The following is a 22,708-nucleotide window of genomic DNA, read 5'->3' on the forward strand; positions in this document are numbered from 1 at the left end:
ACAAGCTCAAGCACTTCCGACGCTTCGCCACACGCTACGACCGGCGCGCCGACCACTTCCTCGCCTTCATCCACATCGCCGCCATCATGCTCTGGCTGCGTTGAATGTGGATTCGTCCTAGAGGAAGATCCCCGTCGCGACGGCGAAGCCGATCACGACCAGCCAGGGCGGCAGCTTCGCGATCTGCAGGAAGATGAACGCCGCGGCGATGAGCGCCCAGTCCGCCGGCTGTTCCACCGTGGTGATGATGACGGGGTCCCAGAGCGCGGCGGCGAGGATGCCCACGACCGTGGCGCCGACGCCGGCCATCAGCCCGCGCGCCCAGCCCTCGCGCTTGAGGCGGTCCCAGAAGGGCAGAACCCCCGTCACCAGCAGAAGGCTGGGCAGGAAGATCCCGAAGAGCGCGATCAGGCCGCCCACGATCCCGCCGGGGCCGTAGTCCTGCCGGTAGCCGACGAACGCCGCGAAGCTGAACAGCGGTCCGGGCAGCGCCTGCATGACGCCGTAGCCGGCCAGGAAACTCTGCTCGTCCAGCCAGCCGCGGCCGACGACCTCGCGCTCGAGGAGCGGCAGGACGACATGCCCGCCGCCGAAGACCAGGGACCCCGTGCGGTAGAAGACGCTGGCGAGGCCCAGGCCCGTGTTCTGAAGCACGCTCGCCAGCAGCGGCAGGCCCACCAGGAGCAGCGCGAAGATGGCGAGCGCGATCACCGCGCTCTGGGCGTCGACGGCGCTGGAGGCCTCGTCCGGTGGAAGCTCTCCGGCGGGCGCGTTCCGAAGCAGCAGCGCGCCGAAGGCGCCGCCCGCGACCAGGGTCGCGATCTGCGCGGCCGGTCCCTGGACGAAGAAGAGGCCCAGCCCCGCGCCGATGGCCAGTCCTGCGCGGATCGGGCCTGTGGCGAGGTTGCGGGCCATCTGCACGACCGCCTGCAGCACCACGGCCGCGGCGGCCACCTTCAGGCCGTGGATCCACTCGGTCCCGAACCGCATCGAGATCACGGGCGAGTAGGCGGCGAACAGCATCATGGCCGCCGCGGCGGGGAGGGTGAAACCCGCGAAGGCGGCGAGCGCGCCGGGGAGTCCGGCCTGCCGCAGGCCGATCGCCATGCCCATCTGGCTGGAGGCGGGCCCGGGGAGGAAGTGGCAGAGCGCGATCAGGTCGGCGAAGGCGCCCTCCGACACCCAGCCTCGCCGCTCGACGAATTCGCGACGGAAGTAGCCGATGTGGGCGACCGGCCCGCCGAACGAGATCAGGCCCTGGCGGAGGAACGCCAGGAACACGTCGAGCGCAGTCACGGCCTTCATCGGGGGCGCGGCGTCCATGCCCCTAGAGCCCGTCGCGACCGGGTTGAATCAGGCCCGTCGGGCGGAACGGGCTCGTCGTCCTTCGTCTGGAGCGCATCCTGGTCGCCTGCGGCTGACTCATCCCCGGCGGGACGCGCTCTAGATGGAAGGCGCGCGCCGGCTTGTCGATAGGGGCTTCCCAGCCGCATCTGAACGGCGATAAGGCTTCCTCCAACAACTGTTCGAGGAGGGACGCCATGAAGGCCGCCGTGCTGCGCGAAGTGGGCAAGCCGCTTCAGATCGAAGATGTTCAGATCTCCAAGCCCGGCCCGCGCGAGGTGCTGATCCGCACCGCAGCCGCCGGCGTCTGCCACTCCGACCTCCACTTCGTGGAAGGCAAGTACCCGCACCCGCTTCCGGCCGTACTGGGCCACGAGAGCGCCGGCATCGTCGAGGCGGTCGGCTCCGAGGTCCGCACGGTGAAGCCGGGCGACCACGTGATCACCTGCCTTTCGGCCTTCTGCGGCCACTGCGATCACTGCGTCACCGGCCACATGGCCCGTTGCGTCAGCCCCGAGACCAAGCGCCGCGAGGACGACGAGCCGCGCCTGTCGGCGCCGAACGGCCCGATGCTGCAGTACCTGAACCTGTCGTCGTTCGCCGAGCAGATGCTGATCCACGAGAACGCCTGCGTGGCGATCCGCAAGGACATGCCGCTCGACCGCGCCGCCCTCATCGGCTGCGGCGTCATGACCGGCGTGGGCGCCGTCATCCACACCTCGAACGTCCGTCCGGGCGACACCGTGGCCGTCATCGGCTGCGGCGGCGTGGGCCTGGCGGCGGTGAACGGCGCGGCGCTCGCGGGCGCGGGCCGCATCATCGCCATCGACATGGCCCCGGGTAAGGAGAACCTGGCCAAGTCCATGGGCGCGACCGACTTCGTCCTCGGCGGTCCCGACGCGGTGAAGACCGTGCTGGAGATGACCCGCGGCGGCGTGCAGCACAGCTTCGAGGCGATCGGCCTCGCCGCCACGGCGGAGCAGGCGTTCAACATGCTGGCCCGCGGCGGCACGGCCAATGTCATCGGCATGATCCCCGTCGGCCAGACCATCAGCCTGATGGGCGCGGCCTTCCTGGGCGAGAAGCGCATCCAGGGCTCGCTGATGGGCTCCAACCGCTTCCCGGTGGACATGCCCCGCCTGGTGGACGCCTACATGGCCGGCAAGCTGCACCTGGACGACATGGTCAGCCGGCGGATCAAGCTCGAACAGGTCAACGAGGCCTTCGAGGAGATGAAGACCGGCGCAGTCGCGCGCTCGGTGATCGTGTTCGACGCCTGACGGCGTCCCGCCGCGCCGTGGCGGTCAGGTCCGCTTGGGCCGCATGACCAGCCACGGCGTCGGCTGCAGCCGCCATTCCCACACCGCCAGCAGCTGGTCGAGGTGGGTCATGGGCCTCAGGAACGGCGGCATCTCGAACGTCTTCGGCTGCTGATCCACGCGCACGATGTCGTGGGTGGCCGCGAACCGGGCCTGCAGGGTCTCGAGCGCGCCGGCCCGGAACACGTCGTGCGTCTCGACGATGATGCTCATCCCGGCGAGGGCCGGCGAGAGATCGGGCCGCAGGATGTCGAGCTCCGCGCCCTCGGTGTCCACCAGCACCAGCATGCGCCGCCCGGCGAACGCCTCGAACCCGTCAGGCTTGAACTCGCCCCCCACCACGACGCGGTCGGCGACTCCGTTGCGCTGGGCCAGCTCGGCGCAGGAGGCCCGCGCCTTCTCGTCGATGTCGTAGGCGTAGACGGTGACGTCGGGCATCATCCGCGCCAGGCCGACGGCGTAGTAGCCCTCGGCGCATCCCACATCGATCACCCCGTCCAGCCCCTCGGCGGCGAGACTCGCAAGGTGGGGATGGAGTTCGGACTCGTACGTCCCGAGCAGGCGCGGCATCAGGGCCCCCTCGGTGGCGCTGTCCACGTATTCCATGCCGACGAAGGGGCCGCTCCAGATCCGGCGCCCCTGAAGGTGGATGTAGGTGTTCGCCAGCATCTGCGAGCGCCAGCGCGAGAGCAGCCGGAGCAGGTCGAAGACGACGCCCTGGCCGGGGTCAGCCGGCCACTTGGCGACCCTCTCGCGCACCAGATTGACGACGACGGCCGTGACGCTCATGCCAACTCTCGGATGCTGCGGCCATCCGGGTTAGGCCGCGCGGGGCGACATCGCAAGGTCAGGGGGTCGCCCCCCGCGTGTCGGCCAGCGTGACGGCCGGCGAAGGTCCCTGGGCCAGCAGGCGCTCGATCCGGGCTTTCTCGGTCCGGAAGCGGGCGAGTTCTCGGCCCGCGAGGACGGTCCCCTGCGGAACCTTGGCGCCGACTGGATTGACCCGCTTGCCCCGCTGCCAGACCTCGTAGTGCAGATGGGGGCCCGTCGACATCCCGGTGGAGCCCACGTAGGCCACCACCTGTCCCTGCCGCACGCGGGCGCCCGCGCGGACACCCTTGGCGTAGCGCGAGATGTGGGCGTAGCCGGTGTCCCAGCCGCCGGCATGGCGGATCTGGAGCCAGTTGCCGTATCCGCCCCAGCGTCCCGCCTTCACCACGGTTCCGTCGCCGGCAGCCAGGATCGGCGTGCCGTGCCCCGCGCCGAAATCCACGCCCTGGTGGGCCCGTGCATAGCCGAGGATGGGGTGCCGCCGGCGGCCGAAGCTCGAGGTCATGCGGGCGCCGTCGACCGGCGTGCGCAGGAGGAAGCCGCGGACGTTCTTGCCGTGCTCGTCCACGTACTCCACGTCGCCGCCGTCGCGTTCGAAGCGGAAGAACCTGACCCCGCGCAGCTCGGCGTACGCCAGGTCGCCCGTTTCGATGGTGCGGCCGCTCTCGGTCACCCTGCGATCGAACACGAGGCGGAAGTCGTCGCCCGGCTTGATGTCGCGCTGGAAGTCCAGCTTGTGCGCGAACAGCTTCGCCGTCTGGTGGATGATGGCGGGCGTCGCGCCCAGGCGGGCCGCGCTTTCGTAGAGCGAGCCGGAGATTTCGCCGTCGGCCACCGTGGTCTCTTGGCTGACCTTCTCCTCCAGCGCGCGCAGCCTGAGGGCGCCGTCGAACGTGCGCGAAACGGTCACCGCGGTGGCGGGGCCGGTGCGCAGCGACAGCCCGATCAGGCGCGCCGACTGGCCCTCTGACCTGGGCGTGGCGATGGCGGCGTCGAAGGTGAGGCCCGCCTTGATGCGGACGGTGTCCATGGCGCGCCCGAGGGTTTCGACCACCTGCCGCGCCTCGTCCGGCGTCACGCCGGCGCGCAGCACGGCGCGCTCGAGGGTCTCGCCCGGGCGCACGCTGACCTCGACGTTCCGTGGCCGTCCGTAGCCCGGCTGGGCCTCGGCCTGGGTGAAGGCGGCATGCTGCAGGGCGGCCGCCGCCTCGGGCGCGAGCGTGGGGCCGGGCGCAGGGTCCAGGCGGGCGGCGGCCTGCCATCCCACGATCCCCGCGCACACGGCGACGGCGCCGGCCGCGGCGATGGTGCGGGGTCTCGCTCGAACGTTCTTGAAATCGGATTGCAGCATGGGCGCGTCCGCTGACTCAACTCGGTTCGCGGGCTCCGAAGGCGGCCCGCCAGGCGCCCCCGCGCCCCAGCAGTCGTTCCGACCGGCCGAAGCCGGCGCCCGTCACGGGTCCTGGATGAGGCCGAGCACGAGCTCGGCGGGCCGGCACAGCGCCGCACCCTTGTCGGTCACCACGATAGGGCGATTCACAAGCACCGGCTCGATGATCATCGCGGCGATGATCGCGTCGTCCGAAACCCCCGGCGCGGTGAGGCCTAGTTCCTCGGCATTCGTCCCGCGGACGCGCAGGATGTCGTGCGCCCCGGCGCCCATGCGATCCAGGATGTCCTTGAGCTGCTCGCGGGTCCAACCGGCCTTGAGGTACTCGACGACCGTGGGCTCGATCCCCTTCTCGCGGAGCAGGGCGAGCGTGTTGCGGGACGTTCCGCAATTCGGGTTGTGGTAGATCGTGACGTCGTTCATCCGCGCGGGATAGCGCGGCCGGCTCACCAAGTGAAGGCGCGGGCGCCCGTGACGAAGGTGGAGTCGGAATCATCCCAGGGCATGAGATCCGCCGGCCGTGCGGGCAGGGGGATCGCGGCGCGCGGCCACCGGTCGAAGCCTGCGACGTAGTTCACGTCGAGACGTCCTGGCCCCAGGGGCTTGAGCGCAAGCTGGAGCGGCGGGCCGCCGCTGACCCAGGCCACGCGCACCCACTGCCCGGCGGGCAGGACCTGCGCCAGGGGCGCGCCGTTGAGGCCGGTCAGCTGCGCCTGGATGGTCGAGCGCACCCGGAGCTCCAGCGTGCGCGCCTCCGCCGGGAGTGCGACGGACAGCTGCAGCGTGTCGCTCCCGCCCTGGCGGAAAAGGCCGATGACGGGCGACGGCTCGGCGATCGGCTTTGCGGGGGCCATGTCGTGCGGCCGGCCCCACCACCACTGCTTCACCCGCTGAACGGTTCCCCCGTCGGCCTTCAGGACCTGGTCGGTCCAGTAGCGGCCGACGCCGGGCAGGGCGAAGCGCCACGCCCGCCCTGTGTCCTGGTCCATCTGGTAGCCCACATAGGTGATCGCGGGGTAGCGCGGGGTCCACGGGTCGGCCGAGCGGACGATGAGCGTCAGGGCAAGCCCCCCCAGGAGCACCGTGGCGCCGATGATCCGGGCGGGCGAACGGCCCCAGTCGGGCTGGGCGAGGGGCCACAGCACCATCGCGGCGGTGATCATCTGCACCGCGAAGATCGGCATCAGGTCCATGCTCTCGAAGGCGGAATGCGAGAGACCGCCCTGCCAGCCGAGCGCGGCGGCGGCGATGACGGCCAGAAGCACGAGCGAAAGGACGCCGCGCTTGGCGCTGAGCGAGGTCGCCGCCGCGGCGACGGCGGCGACCAGCAGCGGCCAGGCGAGCACGAAGGCGGCCTGCGGCGCGAGCGCCTGCAGCACGACGGTCAGGCCGAAGCTGAAGAGGAGGCCGCCGCCCCAGGCGCCCTTCCGGCTGACGGGCCGGCCGAACGTGAACCAGCCGATCGCCGTCGCCACGACGCCGGCCACGACGCCGATCCAGTCGATCTCGCCGGCCAGGGCGCAGGCGCCGAGACCGGCGGCGAGCGGCAGGAACGCCACCCAGCGGCGGGTGCGCGACAGCTCGGCCGCCGTCAGCATCATGAAGCCCAGGGAGGTGAGCATGATGGCCCACTCCCAGCGGTCGACCTGGGCCAGCAGGAACCGCTGCTCGAGGTAGCCGAAGTCCGCGCCCGTGAGGCGCCGGGCGAACTCGAGGATGGCGGCCGTGCCCACGCCCGCGAAGGCGAACGCGCCTGCGCCGCGGGCCAGGTCCGTCGCCGGAAACTCGCCGGAATGACGCGCCCATCGGATCGCGAAGGCCAGCAGCACCGCGACCACGAGCAGGATCACCCAGCCGAACCAGGCCGGATAGGCGATGACGGTGTCACCGAAGAGGTTCGAGTAGACGGGGGACGGGGCGGGCTCGGGCAGCCGGCTCGCGAACGCGAGTTCGCGGGAGATCGCGAGCGCCTGGTCGCCCATGTCCTGGAGCGAGCCGCGCGCCAGGTTGCGGGCGGTGGACGTGGGGCTGTGGTAGTCGAACTGCCGGCCGATGATGGCGTAGTTCATCCCGGCGATGCCCGCCTTCAGGGTCTCGGTCAGGTCGGTGTCGTTCGGCATCAGCTCGTAGAGCATCACCGACAGCGAGCCGGAGGACGGGCGGCGCGCGGTCTCCTGGAAGACCCGGATCAGCTCGCCGTTGCGCGCGCTGGTCTGGAACATCTGCACGCGGCCCGCCGAGCCGCGCGCCTCCAGGTTGATGACGAAGCCGATGCGGCGGGCGAGCGGATCGCGCTGGAAGAAGTGGTTCGCGCCGAGGAGGCCGGCCTCCTCCCCGTCGGTCATCAGCAGCACGACGTCGCGCGCCGGCACGCCGCGCGCCTGGATGGCCCGGGCGGTCTCCAGCGCCACGGCCACGCCCAGCAGGTCGTCGGCGGCCCCGGGGGAGCCCGGCACGCTGTCGTAGTGCGCCATGAGGGCCAGCGCCGGCGCGTTCCGGTCGCGGCCCGGGATGATCCCGACGACGTTCTCCACATGGCCCGCGACGACGAGATTCCGGGTCCACTTCGAGACCTGGACGCCGACGCCCGGCCGGACTTCCGGCGACAGCCCGTACTTCAGCATCTTGCCGACGATGGCGTCGCGCACGTTGGCGTTGGCGACCGAGCCCGTCGGGTGCGGGACGGCGGCCATGAAGTTGACGTCCTGGAACGCGCGTTCGCCCGAGAACTCGAGCGGAGAGATCGAGACCGGCTGCGACTCCGGCAGCTGCTGGTCGAGGTAGGCCAGGTACGACCCGGCGATCAGCGCGAAAAGAAGCGCAAGCAGTCTGCCCATCGTGCGCGCGTCCTCCCGAGCCGGTTACCGCGAGGCTAGACTGAGCCGATGCAAACGAAAACGCCCGGCGCAGCGGCCGGGCGTCTCGTCGTTCACGGGGCGGCCCGGTCAGGCGGCGACGGCGCCTTCCTGCGGGTCGCGCAGCACGTAGCCGCGGCCCCAGACGGTCTCGATGTGGTGCTTCCCGTCGGCGGCGGCCGCCAGCTTCTTGCGCAGCTTGCAGATGAAGACGTCGATGATCTTCAGCTCGGGCTCGTCCATGCCGCCGTAGAGGTGGTTGAGGAACATTTCCTTGGTGAGGGTCGTGCCCTTCCGGAGCGAGAGCAGCTCCAGCATCTGGTATTCCTTGCCGGTCAGATGCACGCGGATGCCGTTCACTTCGACGGTCTTGGCGTCGAGGTTCACCACGATGTCGCCGGTGCGGATGACCGACTGCGCGTGGCCCTTCGAGCGGCGGACCACCGCGTGGATCCGGGCGACCAGCTCGTCCTTGTGGAACGGCTTGGTCATGTAGTCGTCGGCGCCGCCCGAGAAGGTCTTCACCTTGGTCTCGATCTCGGCGGTGCCCGACAGGATCATGATCGGCGTATTGATCTTGCCGACGCGCAGCGTGCGCAGCACGTCCATGCCGCTCATGTCGGGCAGGTTCAGGTCGAGCAGGATCAGGTCGTAGTCGTAGATCTTGCCGAGATCGACGCCTTCCTCACCCAGGTCGGTGGTGTAGACGTTGAACCCTTCCGACTTGAGCATCAGCTCGATGCTCTGCGCGGTCGCGCTGTCGTCCTCGATCAACAAAACGCGCATTGGCCTCTCCTGCCGCGTCCCCGCATTCCCCCACGGACCCAGCGGACCCGCGTATGCCTCGCCCGTTAACCTGCCCCGCCGTCCTTTAAGACCGGTTAATGGTGGTGGCCCCGTCAGCCGAATCGTTAATCTGATTTGAGAATCCGACTCAAGCTGAGCTGCCGAAGGGGCCGTCGGCGCCTCTGTTGAATCTTTTGTGATTGGACGTTCCGACCGAAGCGGCGGGTGGGAACGGCTTGTCGCGCAAGGGGTTTTCGTTGCCGGAACAACGTCCGGAGACTTCGCATGACCTACACGCACGAGCCTCGGCAGTCCTTCCGCCTGCCGCTGAGCGGCGAGCGCATCAGGCAACTGGCCCCGTTCGCCGGCCCCGCCCTGGCCTTCGCGCGCAGGAACCCGTTCATCCTTATCGGAGCAGCGGTCGTGGGCGTCGCCGGCATGGCGGCCTGGCGGAACCGCGACCGGATCGCGGCCAGGGCCGAGCCCCTCCTCGAGGACGCCCGCCAGAAGGGCCATGCGCTCGTGGAAGATGCGCGGGCGAAGGGTGAGGCGCTGATCGAGCAGGCGAAGGGCGCCGGCGAGGCGGTGGCCGCCCGCACCAAGCGCAAGCCCCCGGCCGCCAACGGTCCGACGGTCTCTACCGACATCAACTGAGGCGGCAGGCTGCGACGCCGCGACGCGGGCAGATTCCGCTAAAGCCAAGGCTGTTCTTCACAACCCCTTAAGCGTGTCGGCGCGACCATGCGTCCGAGACCCAGGGGCGTTGTCTTGCAGAGTCTGGTGGCCGCGGTCGAGCGGCTGGATCCACTTACGGTTTCGGGACGGGTCGCGGCCGTGAACGGCCTCCTGATCGAGGCGCGTGGCGGTCTCTCGCGGCTGGCGGTCGGCGCTCGCGCCGAGATCGCGCGCTTCAACCACCGGCCTATCGCCGCCGAGGTCGTCGGCTTCCGCGAGAACCGCGCGCTGCTCATGCCCTTCGGCCCCGTCGAAGGCGTCGCGCCGGGCGCGGAGATCCGCATCCAGCCTCTGGGCTCGGCCGTGCGCCCCTCCAAGGCCTGGCTCGGGCGCATCGTCGACGCGTTCGGCGAGCCCATCGACGGGAAGGGACCGCTGCCGCAGGGCCTGGCGGCCTACCCGTTGCGGGCCTCGCCGCCCAGCGCCCACGCGCGGGCCCGGGTCGGCGAGCGCCTGGACCTGGGCGTGCGGGCGATGAACGTGTTCACGACCTGCTGCCGCGGCCAGCGCCTGGGCGTCTTCGCCGGCTCGGGCGTCGGCAAGTCGGTGCTGCTGTCGATGCTGGCCAAGAACGCCGACTGCGACGCGGTCGTGGTCGGGCTGATCGGCGAGCGGGGCCGCGAGGTCCGCGAGTTCATCGAGGAGACGCTGGGCGAGGAGGGACTCCGCCGCGCCGTGGTGGTGGTCGCGACGTCGGACGAGCCGGCGCTGAAGCGCCGCCAGGCGGCTTACATGACCATGGCCATCGCCGAGTACCTGCGCGACCAGGACATGGAAGTGCTCTGCCTGATGGACTCGGTGACCCGCTTCGCCATGGCGCAGCGGGAGATCGGCCTGGCGGCGGGCGAGCCGCCGACCACCAAGGGCTACACGCCCACGGTCTTCACCGAGCTGCCGAAACTGCTGGAGCGCGCCGGGCCCGGCCCGATCCGCCCGGACGGCACCAAGGCCGGCCCGATCACCGGCCTTTTCACCGTGCTGGTGGACGGCGACGACCACAACGAGCCCATCGCCGACGCCGTGCGGGGGATCCTCGACGGGCACATCGTGATGGAGCGCGCCATCGCCGAGCGTGGCCGGTTCCCCGCGATCAACGTGCTGAAGTCGATCAGCCGGACGATGCCGGGCTGCCAGTCGATGGAGGAGCGAGAGGTGGTCCGCCAGGCGCGCGAGGCCCTGTCCGCCTATTCGAACATGGAAGAGCTGATCCGGATCGGGGCGTACCGCGCCGGCGCCGACCCGCTGATCGACCGGGCGATCCAGTTGAACCCGGCGGTCGAGACGTTTCTGTCGCAGCAGCCGGGCGATGCGACCAGCCTGGACGAGAGCTTCTCCCGTCTCGCCGACATCCTGAATGGAGCCGAATAGGTGAGCTGGGCCGATTCCCTCATCAAGCTGTCCAGCTACGAGGCCGAGGTGCTGCAGAAGCGCCTGGCCGAGATCGTGGACCGCCGACTGGCCGTGGAGATGCGGCTGACCCTCCTGGAGGCGGAAGGGGAGGCCGAGGCGATGTTCTCAGCCCAGGAGGCCGCCGCGGGGATCTACCGCGCGGGCTTCTTCGAGGGCCTGAAGATCCGCAAGGCGAAGGTGCAGGCCGAGATCGACGCCATCCTGCTGGAAGAGCAGGGCGCCCGCGACGCCCTCGCCGAGGCCTTCGAGGCCCAGAAGAAGTACGAGCACATCGCCGACAACATCCGTTTGGCGGCGCGCAAGGAAACGGGCCGCCGCGAGGCGGCGGCCCTGGACGAACTCGGCCTTCGGAAGATCGCCGCGCGCTAGAGGCTCTCCCGCTCAGACGCAACCGTCCGAACGGGAGAACAACCGGCTCCCGCCTTCCGAAACGCGCTCTAGGCGCGGACGAGCGTGCGGCGGCGCAGGATCGAGCCGGCGGCGCCGAACCCGAGGATCATCATCGCCCAGGTGGACGGCTCGGGAATCGCGCCGTTGAACTGGCCCACGCTGAAGTCGATGTTGTCGATGCCGACGTTGTAGCCGTTCGGGCCCCAGTTGATCTCGAGCCCGCTGGTGCTGGTCAGGTTGAAGCTGAAGTGGCTATGGGCCTGCCCATCGATCTGAATCGTGCCGGACGAGTAGAGCGTGCTCCCGCCGATCTCGCGGATGGTGACCTGGGTCGTGCGGCTCGTGTTCGGCCATGCACCCAGGTCGAAGCCGTTCAGGGTCACGGCGAGGCCGCTCAGCGGCACCAGGAAGATCGAGGGCGAACCGACGTTATCGTTGTCGCCGCCCCACGCGACGTTTCTGAGGTCGCTGTAGCTCGCGGCCCACCACTGGAGGGTCGTGTTGCCGCCGCCGTCGTTCCGGTCGTCGTTGTACTGGACGTCGATCACGCCCGCGACGTCGCCGTAGGTGTCGTCGATCTCGGCGCCGTCGCCGCAGACGGAGCCGCCGTTGCAGATATTGCCGTCGAAGGTCAGCACATTGGCCTGTGCGGCCGAGGCGAAAAGAGCGGCGGTCGCTGCGATCGTCGCGAATCCAAGGATTTTCATCAGAGTCCCCAATCCCATCCGCGCGCGCCGCGCCCGCGCGCAACAATGCGCATCAGGAAGCGCCGCGATGCACCTTGGCGCAACAGCGTTCGCTTGAGAGGTGAATCGAAGTCCCGACCGCAGTCAGGAGGCGATCAGCGGCCCTGCCGGGACCGCTCGGCTTCGACGTCCTGCCGCAGGACGTGCAGGTCCTCGGCGATCTTGAAGATCGTGACGTAGAATTCGCAGAAGGCGCGCCAGAGCAGCACGGCGGTGAAGACGCCGATCATGCCGACGCCCAGGACGCCGACCGCCAGCAGGATGCCCCAGCCGCCCTCGCGGATCGCGACGCCGACCGAGGCGCCGAGGACGCCGAAGGCGATGATGCCGATGATGGCCAGGCCCGCCCAGTAGACCAGGTGGAACACCGTTCCGGTCAGCAGGCGCTCGAAGGTCAGGAGGTCCCAGAAGAACTGCCCGCCCGAGCCGTCCGGCCGCTGTAGAGGTCGCCGCATCCGAATTCCGAGACTCAAACGAAGGCGCGTGGCCCAAGGTCCGAACCGCTACCAGCCGGGGCGGCGGGCTGCAACAGAAGCCGCCTCAGGCCAGGAGCTTGCCCACCGCCGCGCCGAGGAGGCCGGCGACCGCCGAGCCCAGCGTCCCCACGACGAGGATCATGGGGGCGGTGTCCTTCAGCGCCACGGAGACGGCGATGCCCAGCAGAGCGCAGACGCCGCCGGCCACGAGTCCGCCCGCCAAGCTGGGGGTCCAGCCCGCCGCCGCCAGCTTGGCGAACAGCAGACCCGCCAGCAGCGAGATGACCATGCCGCCGATGGCGAAGACGTTGTCTTTCACGAAGGCGACGTAGTGCCCGCTGACCACCATGGCGAGTTGCAGGATGAGGCCGCTCGTGGTGGCCACGATGAGGGTCTGGTTCATCTCAGCGGCCTCCCTGGACCTTGGCGGCCGCGGCACGGGCCTCGGCCTCGGCTTCCTGCTTCTTCCAGTCGATGGGACCCTTGGTGAAGCTGTCGCGCAGCTTCACCAGCGTGTAGGCGTTGCCCCAGCTGAAGTGCCGGTAGAGCGTGAGGTAGGGCTCCTTCGGCTTGTAGCCGACCGCCGTCAGGGTGACCCTCGTGGCGTCCGGGCCCGCGTCGTCGAACTCCATAACCGTGACGATGTCGCCGAATTCCTCCCGGCCCGGCAGGCTGGCGGGGGCGTTGATGTTCTGGATCGCGAAGGCCCGGCCGGGCGAGAACAGGACGATCTGGTTGCGGATGTTGTCGGGGTCCCCGAGCCGGCCCTTGGTCGAGTAGTTTCCTTCGATGACGCCGCCGAGGCGTGCGTCGACGCTGGCGACCGGCGTGGCCCAGGCCTTGTAGCCCTCGGTCGTCAGGGCGCGTTCCCACACCTTCTCGCGCGGCGCCGGGACCGTGATCGCGATCTTCAGCACCTTGCCGCCGTTCGCCTGCACGAACGAGCTGTCGGTCACGTCCGGGAAGTCCTTAATCGATTGCGCCTGGGCGGCGCCTGCCGCCAGCGCGGCCGCCGCCAGGGCGGCTCCCATCACCCTTCTCATCCGTCTGATCCCCCGGCCGCGGCGTTGTGTCCGGCGGAGGCGGCCCGCTCCAGCCGGTCGAGGTAGTCGCGAAGCCCCGAAACCGAGGCGTCGAAGGCCTCGAGGCTGCGGTGCGTGCGGGACTGCATGACCCCGCCTTCCATGACGTTCAGGACGAGGATCGCCGTCTGGCGCCGGTCGAGGTCGGCCGGCAGCCGTTCGCCCGCCTCGACGAGGCAGCGCTCCACATGGCCAACCCACTGATGGAAGTTGATGGACAGCAGTTCGCGCACCGGCGGGTCCGGTTCATGCAGCTCCAGCGCGATCGAGCCAATTGGGCAGCCGTAGAGGCAGTCGCTGATCTCGAGCGCGCGCCGGTAGCTGGCCAGCAGGGCGAAGATGCGCGCGATGGGGTCGTCGACGCCTTCCCAGGCCGGAGCCAGCAGCATGGGCTCGATGCCCTCGCGGTACATGTCGAGCACAGCGACGAGGACGTCCTGCTTTGTGGGGAAGAAGTGGTAGAGGCTGCCGGCGTTCGCACCGGCCTCGCGCAGGATGTCCTGCACGGATGTCGACAGGTAGCCCTTCTCGCCGAAGAGCTTCATGGCGGCGAAGACCAGGCGGTCGCGGGTGGGAAGTTCGTCCATGGGCCTTGGTCGAGCGTTCAACTCAACCAAGCATGGCTTGAATGGACGTTCAAGCGCCGATTTGAGTGACCATTCAACCGGCCGGGGAAAGCGTGTGTCCCGGACTGGTTAACGCGCCGCGAGGCGGGTCCGATCGTCGGGAATCGCGACGCGCCGACGGCCGATGCGGGGCGTTAAGCCTGTCCGTCGCCCGGCGTCAGGTGCGGGCGACGATGGCCTCGAGCGTCTGGACGCGGCTGTCCAGGTCTTCCACCAGGCGGCGGGCCACGTCGCGCACGCCGGGGGCGTAGGCGTCGCCGCCGTCCGCGATCTCGGCGGCCAGTTGCTCGAGGTCGACCATGGCGGTGGTGAGCGCCTTCACATGGTCCTTGGCCAGTTGCCTGGCCTCGGCCTGCAGGCGACGCACGCGCTCGGCGACGGTCTCGGTCTTCGGGGTGACGACCTTCAGGTCGTTGTCGGCGACCACACTGAGAGACGGTGACATCTTCAAGTACCTCAATTCGATCCCCAAGGTTCCGATGCGGCTGTGGAGCGATTTCGCCCCCCAGCCGGAACACCCTGGCCGTATCAACTTACGTCCTGAGACAGCACAGGTTCCCTGTCAGTCGCATGAACGGCGCCAGTTAACTCTGCCGCACCCTGCAAGTGGGGATTCCGGGGCACAGTATGTAGTTAACCCGACGCATAGGTCTGATGCGAAAATGCAGAGCGGGCTGCCGCGGCCCGCGATGCAGGCCGCCGAGGACGTGAAGACCCCCCAATCGGCGATCCCCCCGGGCGCAGGGCGGCGGTAGCCTCCGACGGTCGCCCCCGACGGGCGCAAGACCGGAGCAGGCCCGTGACGATCACCCGAGCCATGACCGCGGCGATGACGATGGCGATGGCGTTCGTCCCCGCGGCCGCGTTGGCGGCGACGCCCATCAAGGGGTTCGTGAGCTCGCGCGTGTTCGCCAACTACGCCGGCTTCGACGCCATGGACTCGACGGGCGCGCAGTGGCTCTTCGCGCCGACCGCGCTGGGCGTATCGCGGGCCGTCTCGGCCGGGCCGGGGGGCGAGGTCTACGCCTACCATGGCGTGGCGGCCGACTTCGGGGCCAACGCCGGCCAGGTGTCGATCGCGGCCGGATGGGACTTCGACGCGCCGCCCGGTCCGCTCGTCACCGAGGCGGAGGTCGGCGGGTTCCCGGACTGGAGCTACACCTTCCAGGCGCAGGGCGACGGGGTGCTGCGGCTGACCTATGAGTTCGGCGTTACAGGGCTGCCGACCGGCTTCGGCGGCTTCAACATCGGCTGGACGGGCGCCGGCGGTGGCGAGAGCCTCCTGCTCTCGCAGTCGAACGGCGCGTTCGAGCGCCAGATCACGGCCGGCGAGGTCTATCTCGTGACGATCTCCACCGTGGCCGATGTGTTCGGGACCGCCTTCGACTACAGCGCCGTCATGAACGGCGAGTTCGGCTACAGCATCACGGAGCAGATCGGCGGCGGCGGCGTGCCCGAGCCTGGCGCATGGGCGCTCATGATCCTGGGCTTCGGCGCCGCCGGCAGGGCGCTGCGGCGGCGCAGGCCCGCGGCGGCCTGACCGCCGGCGTCAGCGCGCGCCGGGCGCCGCGCCCGCGGCCTTCGCCGCCTCGGCCTCCGCCGCCCGCGCGCCGCGCAGGATCCCCGGAAGCGCGTAGTTCCCCTCGTGGCAGGCGTATTCGTAGACCGCGCCCTTGGCGGGGCTGAACTCGTACTCGCCGCCCCAGGGCTCGGCCCAGACCGCGGGGTCCTCGACGCGGAAGGCGTAGTGCAGCCGCTGGTCGCCCACGCGCGTGAAGCGCTCGGTGACCTTCATGTCGCTGGTGCCGCCGAACATGTTCTGGTGCGGGTGGTAGTTGGTGGTCTCCACCACCAGCGTCTCGCCCTCCCAGCGGCCGATGCTGTCGCCGTACCAGACCTTGTTGGGGCCGTGGCGGCCGTTCAGGCGGACCACGCGGGCGTCGTGGATCATCTCGACCACGATGACCACGGCGTCCGTCCCCTGCACGATCTGGTAGTTCGAGTTGTAGAACGACGGCAGCATCACGGGGCCCGCGTGGTAGCCGAACGAGGTGATGCAGCGTTCGCCCAGCGTCTGGTTCTCCGGGTTGTCGCCGGCCACGCCGTAGACCCCGCGCACGGGCGGCCCCGCACCGGGCCGGGGCGGCAGGCGCTTCGGCATGCGGCCGTCGGCGGGGAAGGTGATCAGCGAGGTGCGCGGCTCGCCGTTCACCCGCATCACGGTGTCGCCGTGGTCGGTCCAGAAGGCGTTGTAGCCGCAGTCGTGGGTGGCGCCGCCCGACAGCGTGTTGCCGGCGTAGCAGGGCTCCTTCTCGAAGTCGGCGTCGGTCCGGGTGGGCTCGAGGCTCTTGGCGATGACCTGCGCACGGCGGCCCTCCGCGGCGTCGACCTCGGCGGCCGTCATCGCGCGGCGCTCCCCGAGGGTCCGCGGCCGCTCCAGCGGCGTGAGGGTGGCGTTCGTCCAGGTCCCCTCGAGACTGGGCTGGTTCCCGACGGCGCGCGGCGCGCGATAGGCCTGCGCCGCGGCGATGGCGGGCACGGCGAGGGCCGCGGCCGCGATCAGGACAAGCGGTCTGAACGGCATGGCGGCATCCTCCGGACGCAGGGTCTGGAGGCGAGTGTGGAACCCGGACCTACGGGAAGTCCAGCGGGTGGGGAGGGCCCTAGCCCGCCGAGGACCGTAAGCGGTACCGGCCACGACCGACAAAAGTTAGATAACCCGCGTCGCGAAGCACCTGGAGCTGCTGGCGTATCTTGGGGCGCACATTGTTGTTCGCTGGGTAGAGCGCCTGTAGCCGGGTCTCAGACGCGTAGACCTCGTCGAGCGTGAACTCCGGCCGTCCCACCGCCTCAACAGCCTTCATCACCTCCAGCAGCCACCCTCGGCTTTCCAGCGACGCATCCTTCAGGAACAGCGTGGCCTGCCACTGTCGGCGCACCTCCTCCCGGGGCGTCCATCGACGGTCACGAAGCAGTACCACGCGCCCCGAGGGCGGCACCTTGGAGATGTTGATGTTGCACCCCACCCAGCCAGCCCGCCGGGCGGTGGCTGCAAGCGGCGGCCGCCGCTCAATCAGGTCGAGGACGAACAGGTGCTTTGGCACGACCACGATGTCCGTCGCCTCATGGGGCGAGGCGCTGTAGGCCAGCAGCATCAGGTGAGGGTTGTTCTGGTCCACGAGGCGCCGGCACATCGTGCCGTAGGCGCCGTCCGGCACTCTTGGCCCGAAGCGGCCACGCTTGCTCTTGAGCTCGAATTCCTCAAGGCAGTCAGGGCACTGGAGGTCTGCCACCGGCCTGTTGGCGGGCAGCGAACGCAGGGCTATCGCGCCGCAGTTCGGGCATCCAGTCCGTCGCGCCCAGAGTTCGGTCGAGACGCGAGCCCTCTGCGACGCACTCTCGAAATGGGCTGGAGCCTCTTCAAGGCCGAGCGGCCGATGGTCATCGCTCACGCAGCTACCCCGCAGTTGCTTCGCGCGAGCCACGCCCGGCAGCCTTGAGCCTCAGGCGCAGGGTAGGCTGCATCTTAAGTTCATGGTTGCGAGTCTGCCTCGAGCTCGGACCGCGTCAAGGACGCGCGCAAGGCGCGCGCCGCGAAGCGGCGGCCCGCCGGGCCGTCCTTGACCCGATCCGAGCCCGAGGCTGCAATCTGGCCATGGACCTAAGGAGCAATCCGGGTCTTCCGACGCCGGTTCAGAAGCAGCGTACTTCAGTCGCCTCGATCTCTGCGCCATCGTCATCGAGGGTGATGAAGAGCCGCGCGTCATACTGGTCGACGCCCTCCTCTTCCCAGGCGAGCTCGCTTTCCTGCTCGCCCGCGATTTCGGCGGCGGCCTCCGGAGTGTCCGCCTCGATCTGCGTCACGTAGCACACGTAGGCGTCCACGCGCCGGCGCACCGAGTACAGCGGCATTTCAGCATCCTTCGCCAAAGTCCGGCTGAATTGTGGATCTGAAACAATAGGTTGACAACGGGCCGGCCTACGGCCCCTTCCGCCGCCGGCCGCGCATCTTGCGGTATTCCTCGGCCTTCTCGGCGCGGGCTTCCGAGCGGAGCTGCTTCACCGTCTCGCGGCTGTCGCCGGCCTCGCCGCCGGAGGACAGGGCGTCGGCGGCGAACTCCAGGTCGAGCAGCTTCAGGCGCTTGATCTCGTCGCGCAGGCGGGCGGCCTCCTCGAACTCCAGATTGGCGGCGGCCTCGCGCATCCGGGATTCGAGGTCCTTCAGCGTGGTCTTGAAGTTGTCGCCCAGGAACGGGGTCGCGCCTTCGGCCACGCCGGCCTTCACAGTGACGTGGTCCCGCTCGTAGGGGCTGGCCAGGATGTCCTTGATCTGGCTGCGCACGCTCTCGGGCGTGATGCCGTGCTCGATGTTGTACTGCTGCTGCTTCTCGCGGCGGCGCTGGGTCTCGGCCATCGCCCGCTCCATCGAGCCGGTGACGGTGTCGGCGTAGAGGATCACGCGGCCGTCCACGTTTCGGGCGGCGCGGCCGATGGTCTGGATCAGCGAGGTCTCCGAGCGCAGGAAGCCCTCCTTGTCGGCGTCGAGGATCGCCACCAGGCCGCACTCAGGGATGTCGAGACCCTCCCGCAGCAGGTTGATGCCCACCAGCACGTCGAAGGCGCCCAGGCGCAGGTCGCGGATGATCTCGATCCGCTCCAGGGTGTCGACGTCGGAGTGCATGTAGCGCACGCGCAGGCCCTGCTCGTGCATGTACTCGGTCAGGTCCTCGGCCATCTTCTTGGTGAGGACCGTGATCAGCGCCCGGTAGCCCTGCTTCGTCACCTGCCGGACCTGGTCGATGACGTCGTCCACCTGGCTGAAGCCGTCCTTCGAGACCGGCTTCACCTCCACGGGCGGGTCGATGAGGCCGGTGGGGCGGATCACCTGCTCGGCGAAGACGCCGCCCGAGCGCTCCATCTCCCAGGGGCCGGGCGTCGCGGAGACGAACACCGAGTCCGGGCGCATGGCGTCCCACTCCTCGAACTTGAGCGGGCGGTTGTCGATGCAGGAGGGGAGGCGGAAGCCGTACTCGGCGAGCGTGAACTTCCGGCGGTAGTCGCCGCGGTACATGCCGCCGATCTGCGGCACCGTCTGGTGGCTTTCGTCCACGAACAGCAGGGCGTTGTCGGGGATGTACTCGAAGAAGGTGGGCGGGGGCTCGCCGGGCCGGCGGCCGGTGAGGTAGCGGCTGTAGTTCTCGATGCCGGCGCAGGAGCCGGTGGCCTCGATCATCTCGATGTCGAAGGTGGTGCGTTGCTCCAGCCGCTGGGCTTCCAGCAGCTTGCCGTTGGCCACCAGCCAGTCGAGGCGTTCCTTCAGTTCGGCCTTGATCTGGTTGATCGCCTGCCGGAGCGTCGGCCGGGGCGTCACGTAGTGGCTGTTGGCGTAGACGCGCACGCCGGCCAGTTCCGAGGTCTTCTTGCCGGTGAGCGGGTCGAACTCGGTGATGGACTCCAGCTCGTCGCCGAACAGGCTGAGCCGCCAGGCGCGGTCCTCGTAGTGGGCCGGGAAGATCTCGATGGTGTCGCCGCGCCGGCGGAAGCTGCCGCGCTCGAAGGCCTGGTCGTTGCGCTTGTACTGCAGCGCCACGAGGTCGCCCATCAGCCGCTTCTCGTCGATCCGGTCGCCGGGCTTCAGGTCGAAGGTCATGGCCGAGTAGGTCTCGACCGAGCCGATGCCGTAGATGCAGCTGACCGAGGCCACGACGATGACGTCGTCGCGCTCCAGGATCGCCCGGGTGGCCGAGTGGCGCATCCGGTCGATCTGCTCGTTAATCGAGCTGTCCTTCTCGATGTAGGTGTCGGTCCGCGGGACGTAGGCCTCGGGCTGGTAGTAGTCGTAGTAGCTGACGAAGAACTCGACCGCGTTCTCGGGGAAGAAGCTCCTGAACTCGCTGTAGAGCTGAGCCGCCAGCGTCTTGTTCGGCGCGAGGATCAGCGCCGGGCGCTGCGTCTCCTCGATGATCTTGGCCATGGTGAAGGTCTTGCCCGAGCCGGTGACGCCCAGCAGCACCTGGTCCCGTTCGCCGTTCCCGAGGCCGCCCGCCAGCTCGGCGATCGCCTGCGGCTGGTCGCCCGCGGGGGCGTAGTCGCTCACCAGCTTGAACTTCCGCCCGCCCTCGCTCTTCTCCGGGCGCACCGGACGGTGCGGCTTCCAGAGCATGGGCATGGTGTTCTCGTCGTAGTCGAACGCTCCGGACATGTCGGAGACGCCCGGACTTGCGGGGCTGGGCATGAGGTCCAAGTTAGGCGCTCCGGCGGCGGACCGCCACAGACTGCGACACCGCTGCTGCCAGCGGCGTGTCAGCAGCAGGGATGACGCAGCGGCTTCTTGCGGCGGCGGCGCGGGCAGGCCAATACGACGTAAAGCCATGAGCCGGAGGACGTCGCCATGAAGACCCGCATCACCGAACTGTTCGGCATCGAGCACCCGATCATCCAGGGCGGCATGCACATGGTGGGCTACGCCGAGATGGCGGCGGCGGTGTCCAACGCCGGCGGGCTCGGCATCATCACCGGCCTGACCCAGGGCACGCCCGAGAACCTCGCCAAGGAAATCGCCCGCTGCCGGGAGATGACCGACAAGCCGTTCGGCGTGAACCTGACCTTCCTGCCGGCCGTGACCCCGCCCGACTACCCGGGCTTCGTCGAGGCGATCATCAAGAGCGGCGTGAAGGCCGTGGAGACCGCCGGCAACAACCCGCAGAAGTGGATGCCGGCGCTGAAGGAGGCCGGGATCAAGGTGATCCACAAGTGCACCTCGGTCCGCCACTCGCTGAAGGCCGAGGCGATCGGCTGCGACGCGGTCAGCGTCGACGGCTTCGAGTGCGGCGGCCACCCGGGCGAGGACGACGTCGGCAACTGGGTGCTGCTGCCCCGCGCCGCCGAGGAGCTGAAGATCCCGTTCGTCGCCTCGGGCGGCTGCGCGACCGGCAGCCAGCTGGTGGCCGCGCTGGCGCTGGGCGCCGAGGGCATCAACATGGGCACCCGCTTCATGGCCACGAAGGAAGCGCCGATCCACCAGAACGTGAAGGACGCGCTGGTGAAGGCCACCGAGCTCGACACCCGCCTGATCATGCGCCCGCTGCGCAACACCGAGCGCGTGCTGAACAACGCCGGCGTGGAGCGCCTGCTCGAGAAGGAGCGGACCCTGGGCGACAAGATCACCTTCGCCGACATCGCCCCCGAGGTGGCCGGCGTCTATCCGGCGATCATGAAGGACGGGAACATGGACGCCGGCGGCTGGAGCTGCGGCATGGTCGCGGGCCTGATCCACGACGTGCCGACCGTTAAGGAACTGGTCGACCGCATCATGAGCGAGGCCGAGGAGATCATCGCGGTCCGCCTCGCGCGCTTCGCCGGCCGCCAGCCCGCGGCCGTCGGCTGAATCCGGGCGCCGGGCGGGAGGCTTTCGCGTGACCATCGAGAGCCTGCCCGCCTGGATGTACACCGACCCCGCGTTCTTCGAGCGCGAGCGCCAGACGGTGTTCCGCACCGCCTGGCAGGTGGTCTGCCACCTGAACGACATCCCCGAGGCCGGCGACTACCAGGCCTTCGACATCCTGGGCGAGCGCGTGCTGACGGTGCGCGGCGAGGACGGGCAGGTGCGCTCGTTCCACAACGTCTGCCGCCACCGGGCCTCGCGGCTGGCCGACGGCAGCCACGGCAACTGCGGGCGCCGCCTCGTCTGCCCTTACCACGCCTGGAGCTACCGGCTGGACGGCCGCCTCGCGAACGTGCCGGCGTGGCAGGGCTTCGACGGCCTCGACCCGGCCGAGCACGGCCTGAAGCCGCTGGACCAGGAGATCTACCTGGGCTTCGTCTTCGTGCGCTTCGCGCCGGGGCTGCCCAGCGTGGCCGAGATGATGGCGCCCTACACCGACGAACTGGCGCCGCACTGCCCGCCCGACCTGCTGCCCCAGGGCCGGGTCACGCTGCGGCCGCGGCCGGTCAACTGGAAGAACGTCGGCGACAACTACTCCGACAGCCTGCACATCCCGGTGGCGCACCCGGGGCTCACCCGGCTGTTCGGAGCGAGCTACGGCATCGAGGCCCGGCCCTGGGTCGACAAGATGTGGGGCGACATCGTCGAGACGCCGTCCCCGAACTGGGTCGAGCGGGGCTACCAGGCGCTGCTGCCGCACTTCGGCCACCTGGAGGGCCGGGACCAGCGGCGCTGGAACTACTACAAGCTCTGGCCGAACATGGCCTTCGACGTCTATCCGGACCAGATCGACTTCATGCAGTGGATCCCGGTCTCGCCGACGCAGACGGTCATCCGCGAGATCGCCTACGTCCGGCCCGACGCCCGGCGGGAGGTGCGGGCGGCCCGCTACCTCAACTGGCGCATCAACCGGCAGGTGAACGCCGAGGACACGGTCCTGATCCGCCGCGTCCAGGAGGGCATGGAAAGCTCGGGCTACGACACCGGTCCGCTGGCCGAGTCCGAGGTATGCCTCATCAGCTTCGCCGAGAAGCTCACCGCGATGACGGGCGCGTCCAGGCCGTAGAACTGGCGGGGCCTTGGGGAGGATGTTCCCCGGGCTTTGCGGCGAAGGCCCTGCCGGCCACCCCCTCCCCGCCGGCGCGTCGCGCCGCCGGACCTCCCCCAAGGGGGGAGGATCTTTTGGGGACGATGCTCCCCCTCTGGGGGAGCTCGCGAAGCGAGAGGGGGTCTTGCGGCGAAGGCCTTGCCGGCTGCCCCCTCCTTGGGGGGGG

At 69.7% G+C, this 22,708-nt stretch carries 22 protein-coding genes and 1 pseudogene; 7 read left to right on the forward strand and 16 right to left on the reverse strand.

Going from position 1 to position 22,708, the window contains the following annotated elements:
* Positions 1–117 precede the first annotated feature (117 nt).
* On the reverse strand, positions 118–1,323 hold the full coding sequence (chrA, locus tag AC2D8W_RS22555) for a chromate efflux transporter (RefSeq protein WP_484673410.1): 1,206 nt from the start codon (positions 1,321–1,323) through the stop codon (positions 118–120).
* Between the two features lie 218 nt (positions 1,324–1,541).
* On the opposite strand from chrA, the gene AC2D8W_RS22560 reads away from it, so the two are divergent.
* On the forward strand, positions 1,542–2,624 hold the full coding sequence (locus tag AC2D8W_RS22560; RefSeq protein WP_484673411.1) for a Zn-dependent alcohol dehydrogenase: 1,083 nt from the start codon (positions 1,542–1,544) through the stop codon (positions 2,622–2,624).
* 24 nt (positions 2,625–2,648) lie between these two features.
* Here the strand turns inward: AC2D8W_RS22560 and AC2D8W_RS22565 are convergent, their stop codons facing one another.
* From AC2D8W_RS22565 to ctrA, 5 genes are all read right to left on the reverse strand, one after another.
* Positions 2,649–3,452, reverse strand: a complete 804-nt coding sequence (locus AC2D8W_RS22565; RefSeq protein WP_293484260.1) for a methyltransferase — start codon at positions 3,450–3,452, stop codon at positions 2,649–2,651.
* A gap of 58 nt (positions 3,453–3,510) precedes the next feature.
* Positions 3,511–4,845 (reverse strand): peptidoglycan DD-metalloendopeptidase family protein, encoded by a 1,335-nt coding sequence (locus AC2D8W_RS22570; RefSeq protein WP_484673412.1) that lies wholly within the window; start codon positions 4,843–4,845, stop codon positions 3,511–3,513.
* Between the two features lie 102 nt (positions 4,846–4,947).
* Complete coding sequence (arsC, locus tag AC2D8W_RS22575) at positions 4,948–5,307, reverse strand: arsenate reductase (glutaredoxin) (protein WP_484673413.1); 360 nt, start codon at positions 5,305–5,307, stop codon at positions 4,948–4,950.
* A gap of 23 nt (positions 5,308–5,330) precedes the next feature.
* Positions 5,331–7,721: a M20/M25/M40 family metallo-hydrolase gene (locus AC2D8W_RS22580; RefSeq protein ID WP_484673414.1), complete on the reverse strand. Its 2,391-nt coding sequence runs from the start codon at positions 7,719–7,721 to the stop codon at positions 5,331–5,333.
* A 108-nt stretch (positions 7,722–7,829) separates the two neighbouring features.
* Positions 7,830–8,525, reverse strand: a complete 696-nt coding sequence (ctrA, locus tag AC2D8W_RS22585; RefSeq protein WP_293484252.1) for a response regulator transcription factor CtrA — start codon at positions 8,523–8,525, stop codon at positions 7,830–7,832.
* A 285-nt stretch (positions 8,526–8,810) separates the two neighbouring features.
* On the opposite strand from ctrA, the gene AC2D8W_RS22590 reads away from it, so the two are divergent.
* The 3 genes from AC2D8W_RS22590 (at position 8,811) to AC2D8W_RS22600 (ending at position 11,039) form a co-directional block, all read left to right on the forward strand.
* Complete coding sequence (locus AC2D8W_RS22590) at positions 8,811–9,179, forward strand: hypothetical protein (protein ID WP_484673415.1); 369 nt, start codon at positions 8,811–8,813, stop codon at positions 9,177–9,179.
* A 114-nt stretch (positions 9,180–9,293) separates the two neighbouring features.
* On the forward strand, positions 9,294–10,628 hold the full coding sequence (fliI, locus tag AC2D8W_RS22595) for a flagellar protein export ATPase FliI (RefSeq protein ID WP_293484250.1): 1,335 nt from the start codon (positions 9,294–9,296) through the stop codon (positions 10,626–10,628).
* Positions 10,629–11,039 (forward strand): flagellar export protein FliJ, encoded by a 411-nt coding sequence (locus AC2D8W_RS22600; protein ID WP_484673416.1) that lies wholly within the window; start codon positions 10,629–10,631, stop codon positions 11,037–11,039. It abuts the gene before it with no gap.
* A gap of 68 nt (positions 11,040–11,107) precedes the next feature.
* Here AC2D8W_RS22600 and AC2D8W_RS22605 read toward each other — a convergent pair whose 3' ends face one another.
* From AC2D8W_RS22605 to AC2D8W_RS22630, 6 genes are all read right to left on the reverse strand, one after another.
* Positions 11,108–11,767, reverse strand: coding sequence for a PEPxxWA-CTERM sorting domain-containing protein (locus AC2D8W_RS22605; RefSeq protein WP_484673417.1), 660 nt, complete (start codon positions 11,765–11,767; stop codon positions 11,108–11,110).
* Between the two features lie 134 nt (positions 11,768–11,901).
* On the reverse strand, positions 11,902–12,261 hold the full coding sequence (locus AC2D8W_RS22610) for a DUF4282 domain-containing protein (RefSeq protein ID WP_293484244.1): 360 nt from the start codon (positions 12,259–12,261) through the stop codon (positions 11,902–11,904).
* Positions 12,262–12,346: 85 nt separating this feature from the next.
* Positions 12,347–12,685 carry a hypothetical protein gene (locus AC2D8W_RS22615; protein ID WP_484673418.1) on the reverse strand — a complete coding sequence of 113 codons (339 nt, stop codon included), beginning with the start codon at positions 12,683–12,685 and terminating at the stop codon, positions 12,347–12,349.
* 1 nt (position 12,686) lies between these two features.
* On the reverse strand, positions 12,687–13,313 hold the full coding sequence (locus tag AC2D8W_RS22620) for an SRPBCC family protein (RefSeq protein WP_484673419.1): 627 nt from the start codon (positions 13,311–13,313) through the stop codon (positions 12,687–12,689).
* 8 nt (positions 13,314–13,321) lie between these two features.
* On the reverse strand, positions 13,322–13,951 hold the full coding sequence (locus AC2D8W_RS22625) for a TetR/AcrR family transcriptional regulator (RefSeq protein WP_484673420.1): 630 nt from the start codon (positions 13,949–13,951) through the stop codon (positions 13,322–13,324).
* Between the two features lie 196 nt (positions 13,952–14,147).
* Positions 14,148–14,435 (reverse strand): hypothetical protein, encoded by a 288-nt coding sequence (locus AC2D8W_RS22630; RefSeq protein ID WP_293484236.1) that lies wholly within the window; start codon positions 14,433–14,435, stop codon positions 14,148–14,150.
* A 354-nt stretch (positions 14,436–14,789) separates the two neighbouring features.
* On the opposite strand from AC2D8W_RS22630, the gene AC2D8W_RS22635 reads away from it, so the two are divergent.
* Positions 14,790–15,530 (forward strand): PEPxxWA-CTERM sorting domain-containing protein, encoded by a 741-nt coding sequence (locus AC2D8W_RS22635; RefSeq protein ID WP_484673421.1) that lies wholly within the window; start codon positions 14,790–14,792, stop codon positions 15,528–15,530.
* Between the two features lie 9 nt (positions 15,531–15,539).
* Here the strand turns inward: AC2D8W_RS22635 and AC2D8W_RS22640 are convergent, their stop codons facing one another.
* From AC2D8W_RS22640 to uvrB, 4 genes are all read right to left on the reverse strand, one after another.
* A complete protein-coding gene (locus AC2D8W_RS22640) occupies positions 15,540–16,574 on the reverse strand; it encodes a hypothetical protein (protein WP_484673422.1) in 1,035 nt (344 codons plus the stop codon).
* A gap of 79 nt (positions 16,575–16,653) precedes the next feature.
* Positions 16,654–17,442: a DpnI domain-containing protein gene (locus AC2D8W_RS22645; RefSeq protein WP_484673423.1), complete on the reverse strand. Its 789-nt coding sequence runs from the start codon at positions 17,440–17,442 to the stop codon at positions 16,654–16,656.
* Positions 17,443–17,683: 241 nt separating this feature from the next.
* A complete protein-coding gene (locus tag AC2D8W_RS22650; RefSeq protein WP_484673424.1) occupies positions 17,684–17,902 on the reverse strand; it encodes a hypothetical protein in 219 nt (72 codons plus the stop codon).
* A 67-nt stretch (positions 17,903–17,969) separates the two neighbouring features.
* Positions 17,970–20,225, reverse strand: a complete 2,256-nt coding sequence (gene uvrB / locus AC2D8W_RS22655; RefSeq protein WP_293484230.1) for an excinuclease ABC subunit UvrB — start codon at positions 20,223–20,225, stop codon at positions 17,970–17,972.
* 150 nt (positions 20,226–20,375) lie between these two features.
* Here uvrB and AC2D8W_RS22660 point away from each other — a divergent pair.
* Both AC2D8W_RS22660 and AC2D8W_RS22665 read left to right on the forward strand, forming a co-directional pair.
* Positions 20,376–21,377, forward strand: a pseudogene (locus AC2D8W_RS22660) (NAD(P)H-dependent flavin oxidoreductase); the annotation flags it as partial.
* A gap of 28 nt (positions 21,378–21,405) precedes the next feature.
* Entirely contained in the window at positions 21,406–22,500 is a 1,095-nt protein-coding gene (locus tag AC2D8W_RS22665; protein WP_484673425.1) for an aromatic ring-hydroxylating oxygenase subunit alpha, read from the forward strand.
* The last annotated feature ends 208 nt before the right edge of the window (positions 22,501–22,708 follow it).

The organism is Phenylobacterium sp. T106 (assembly GCF_057219735.1).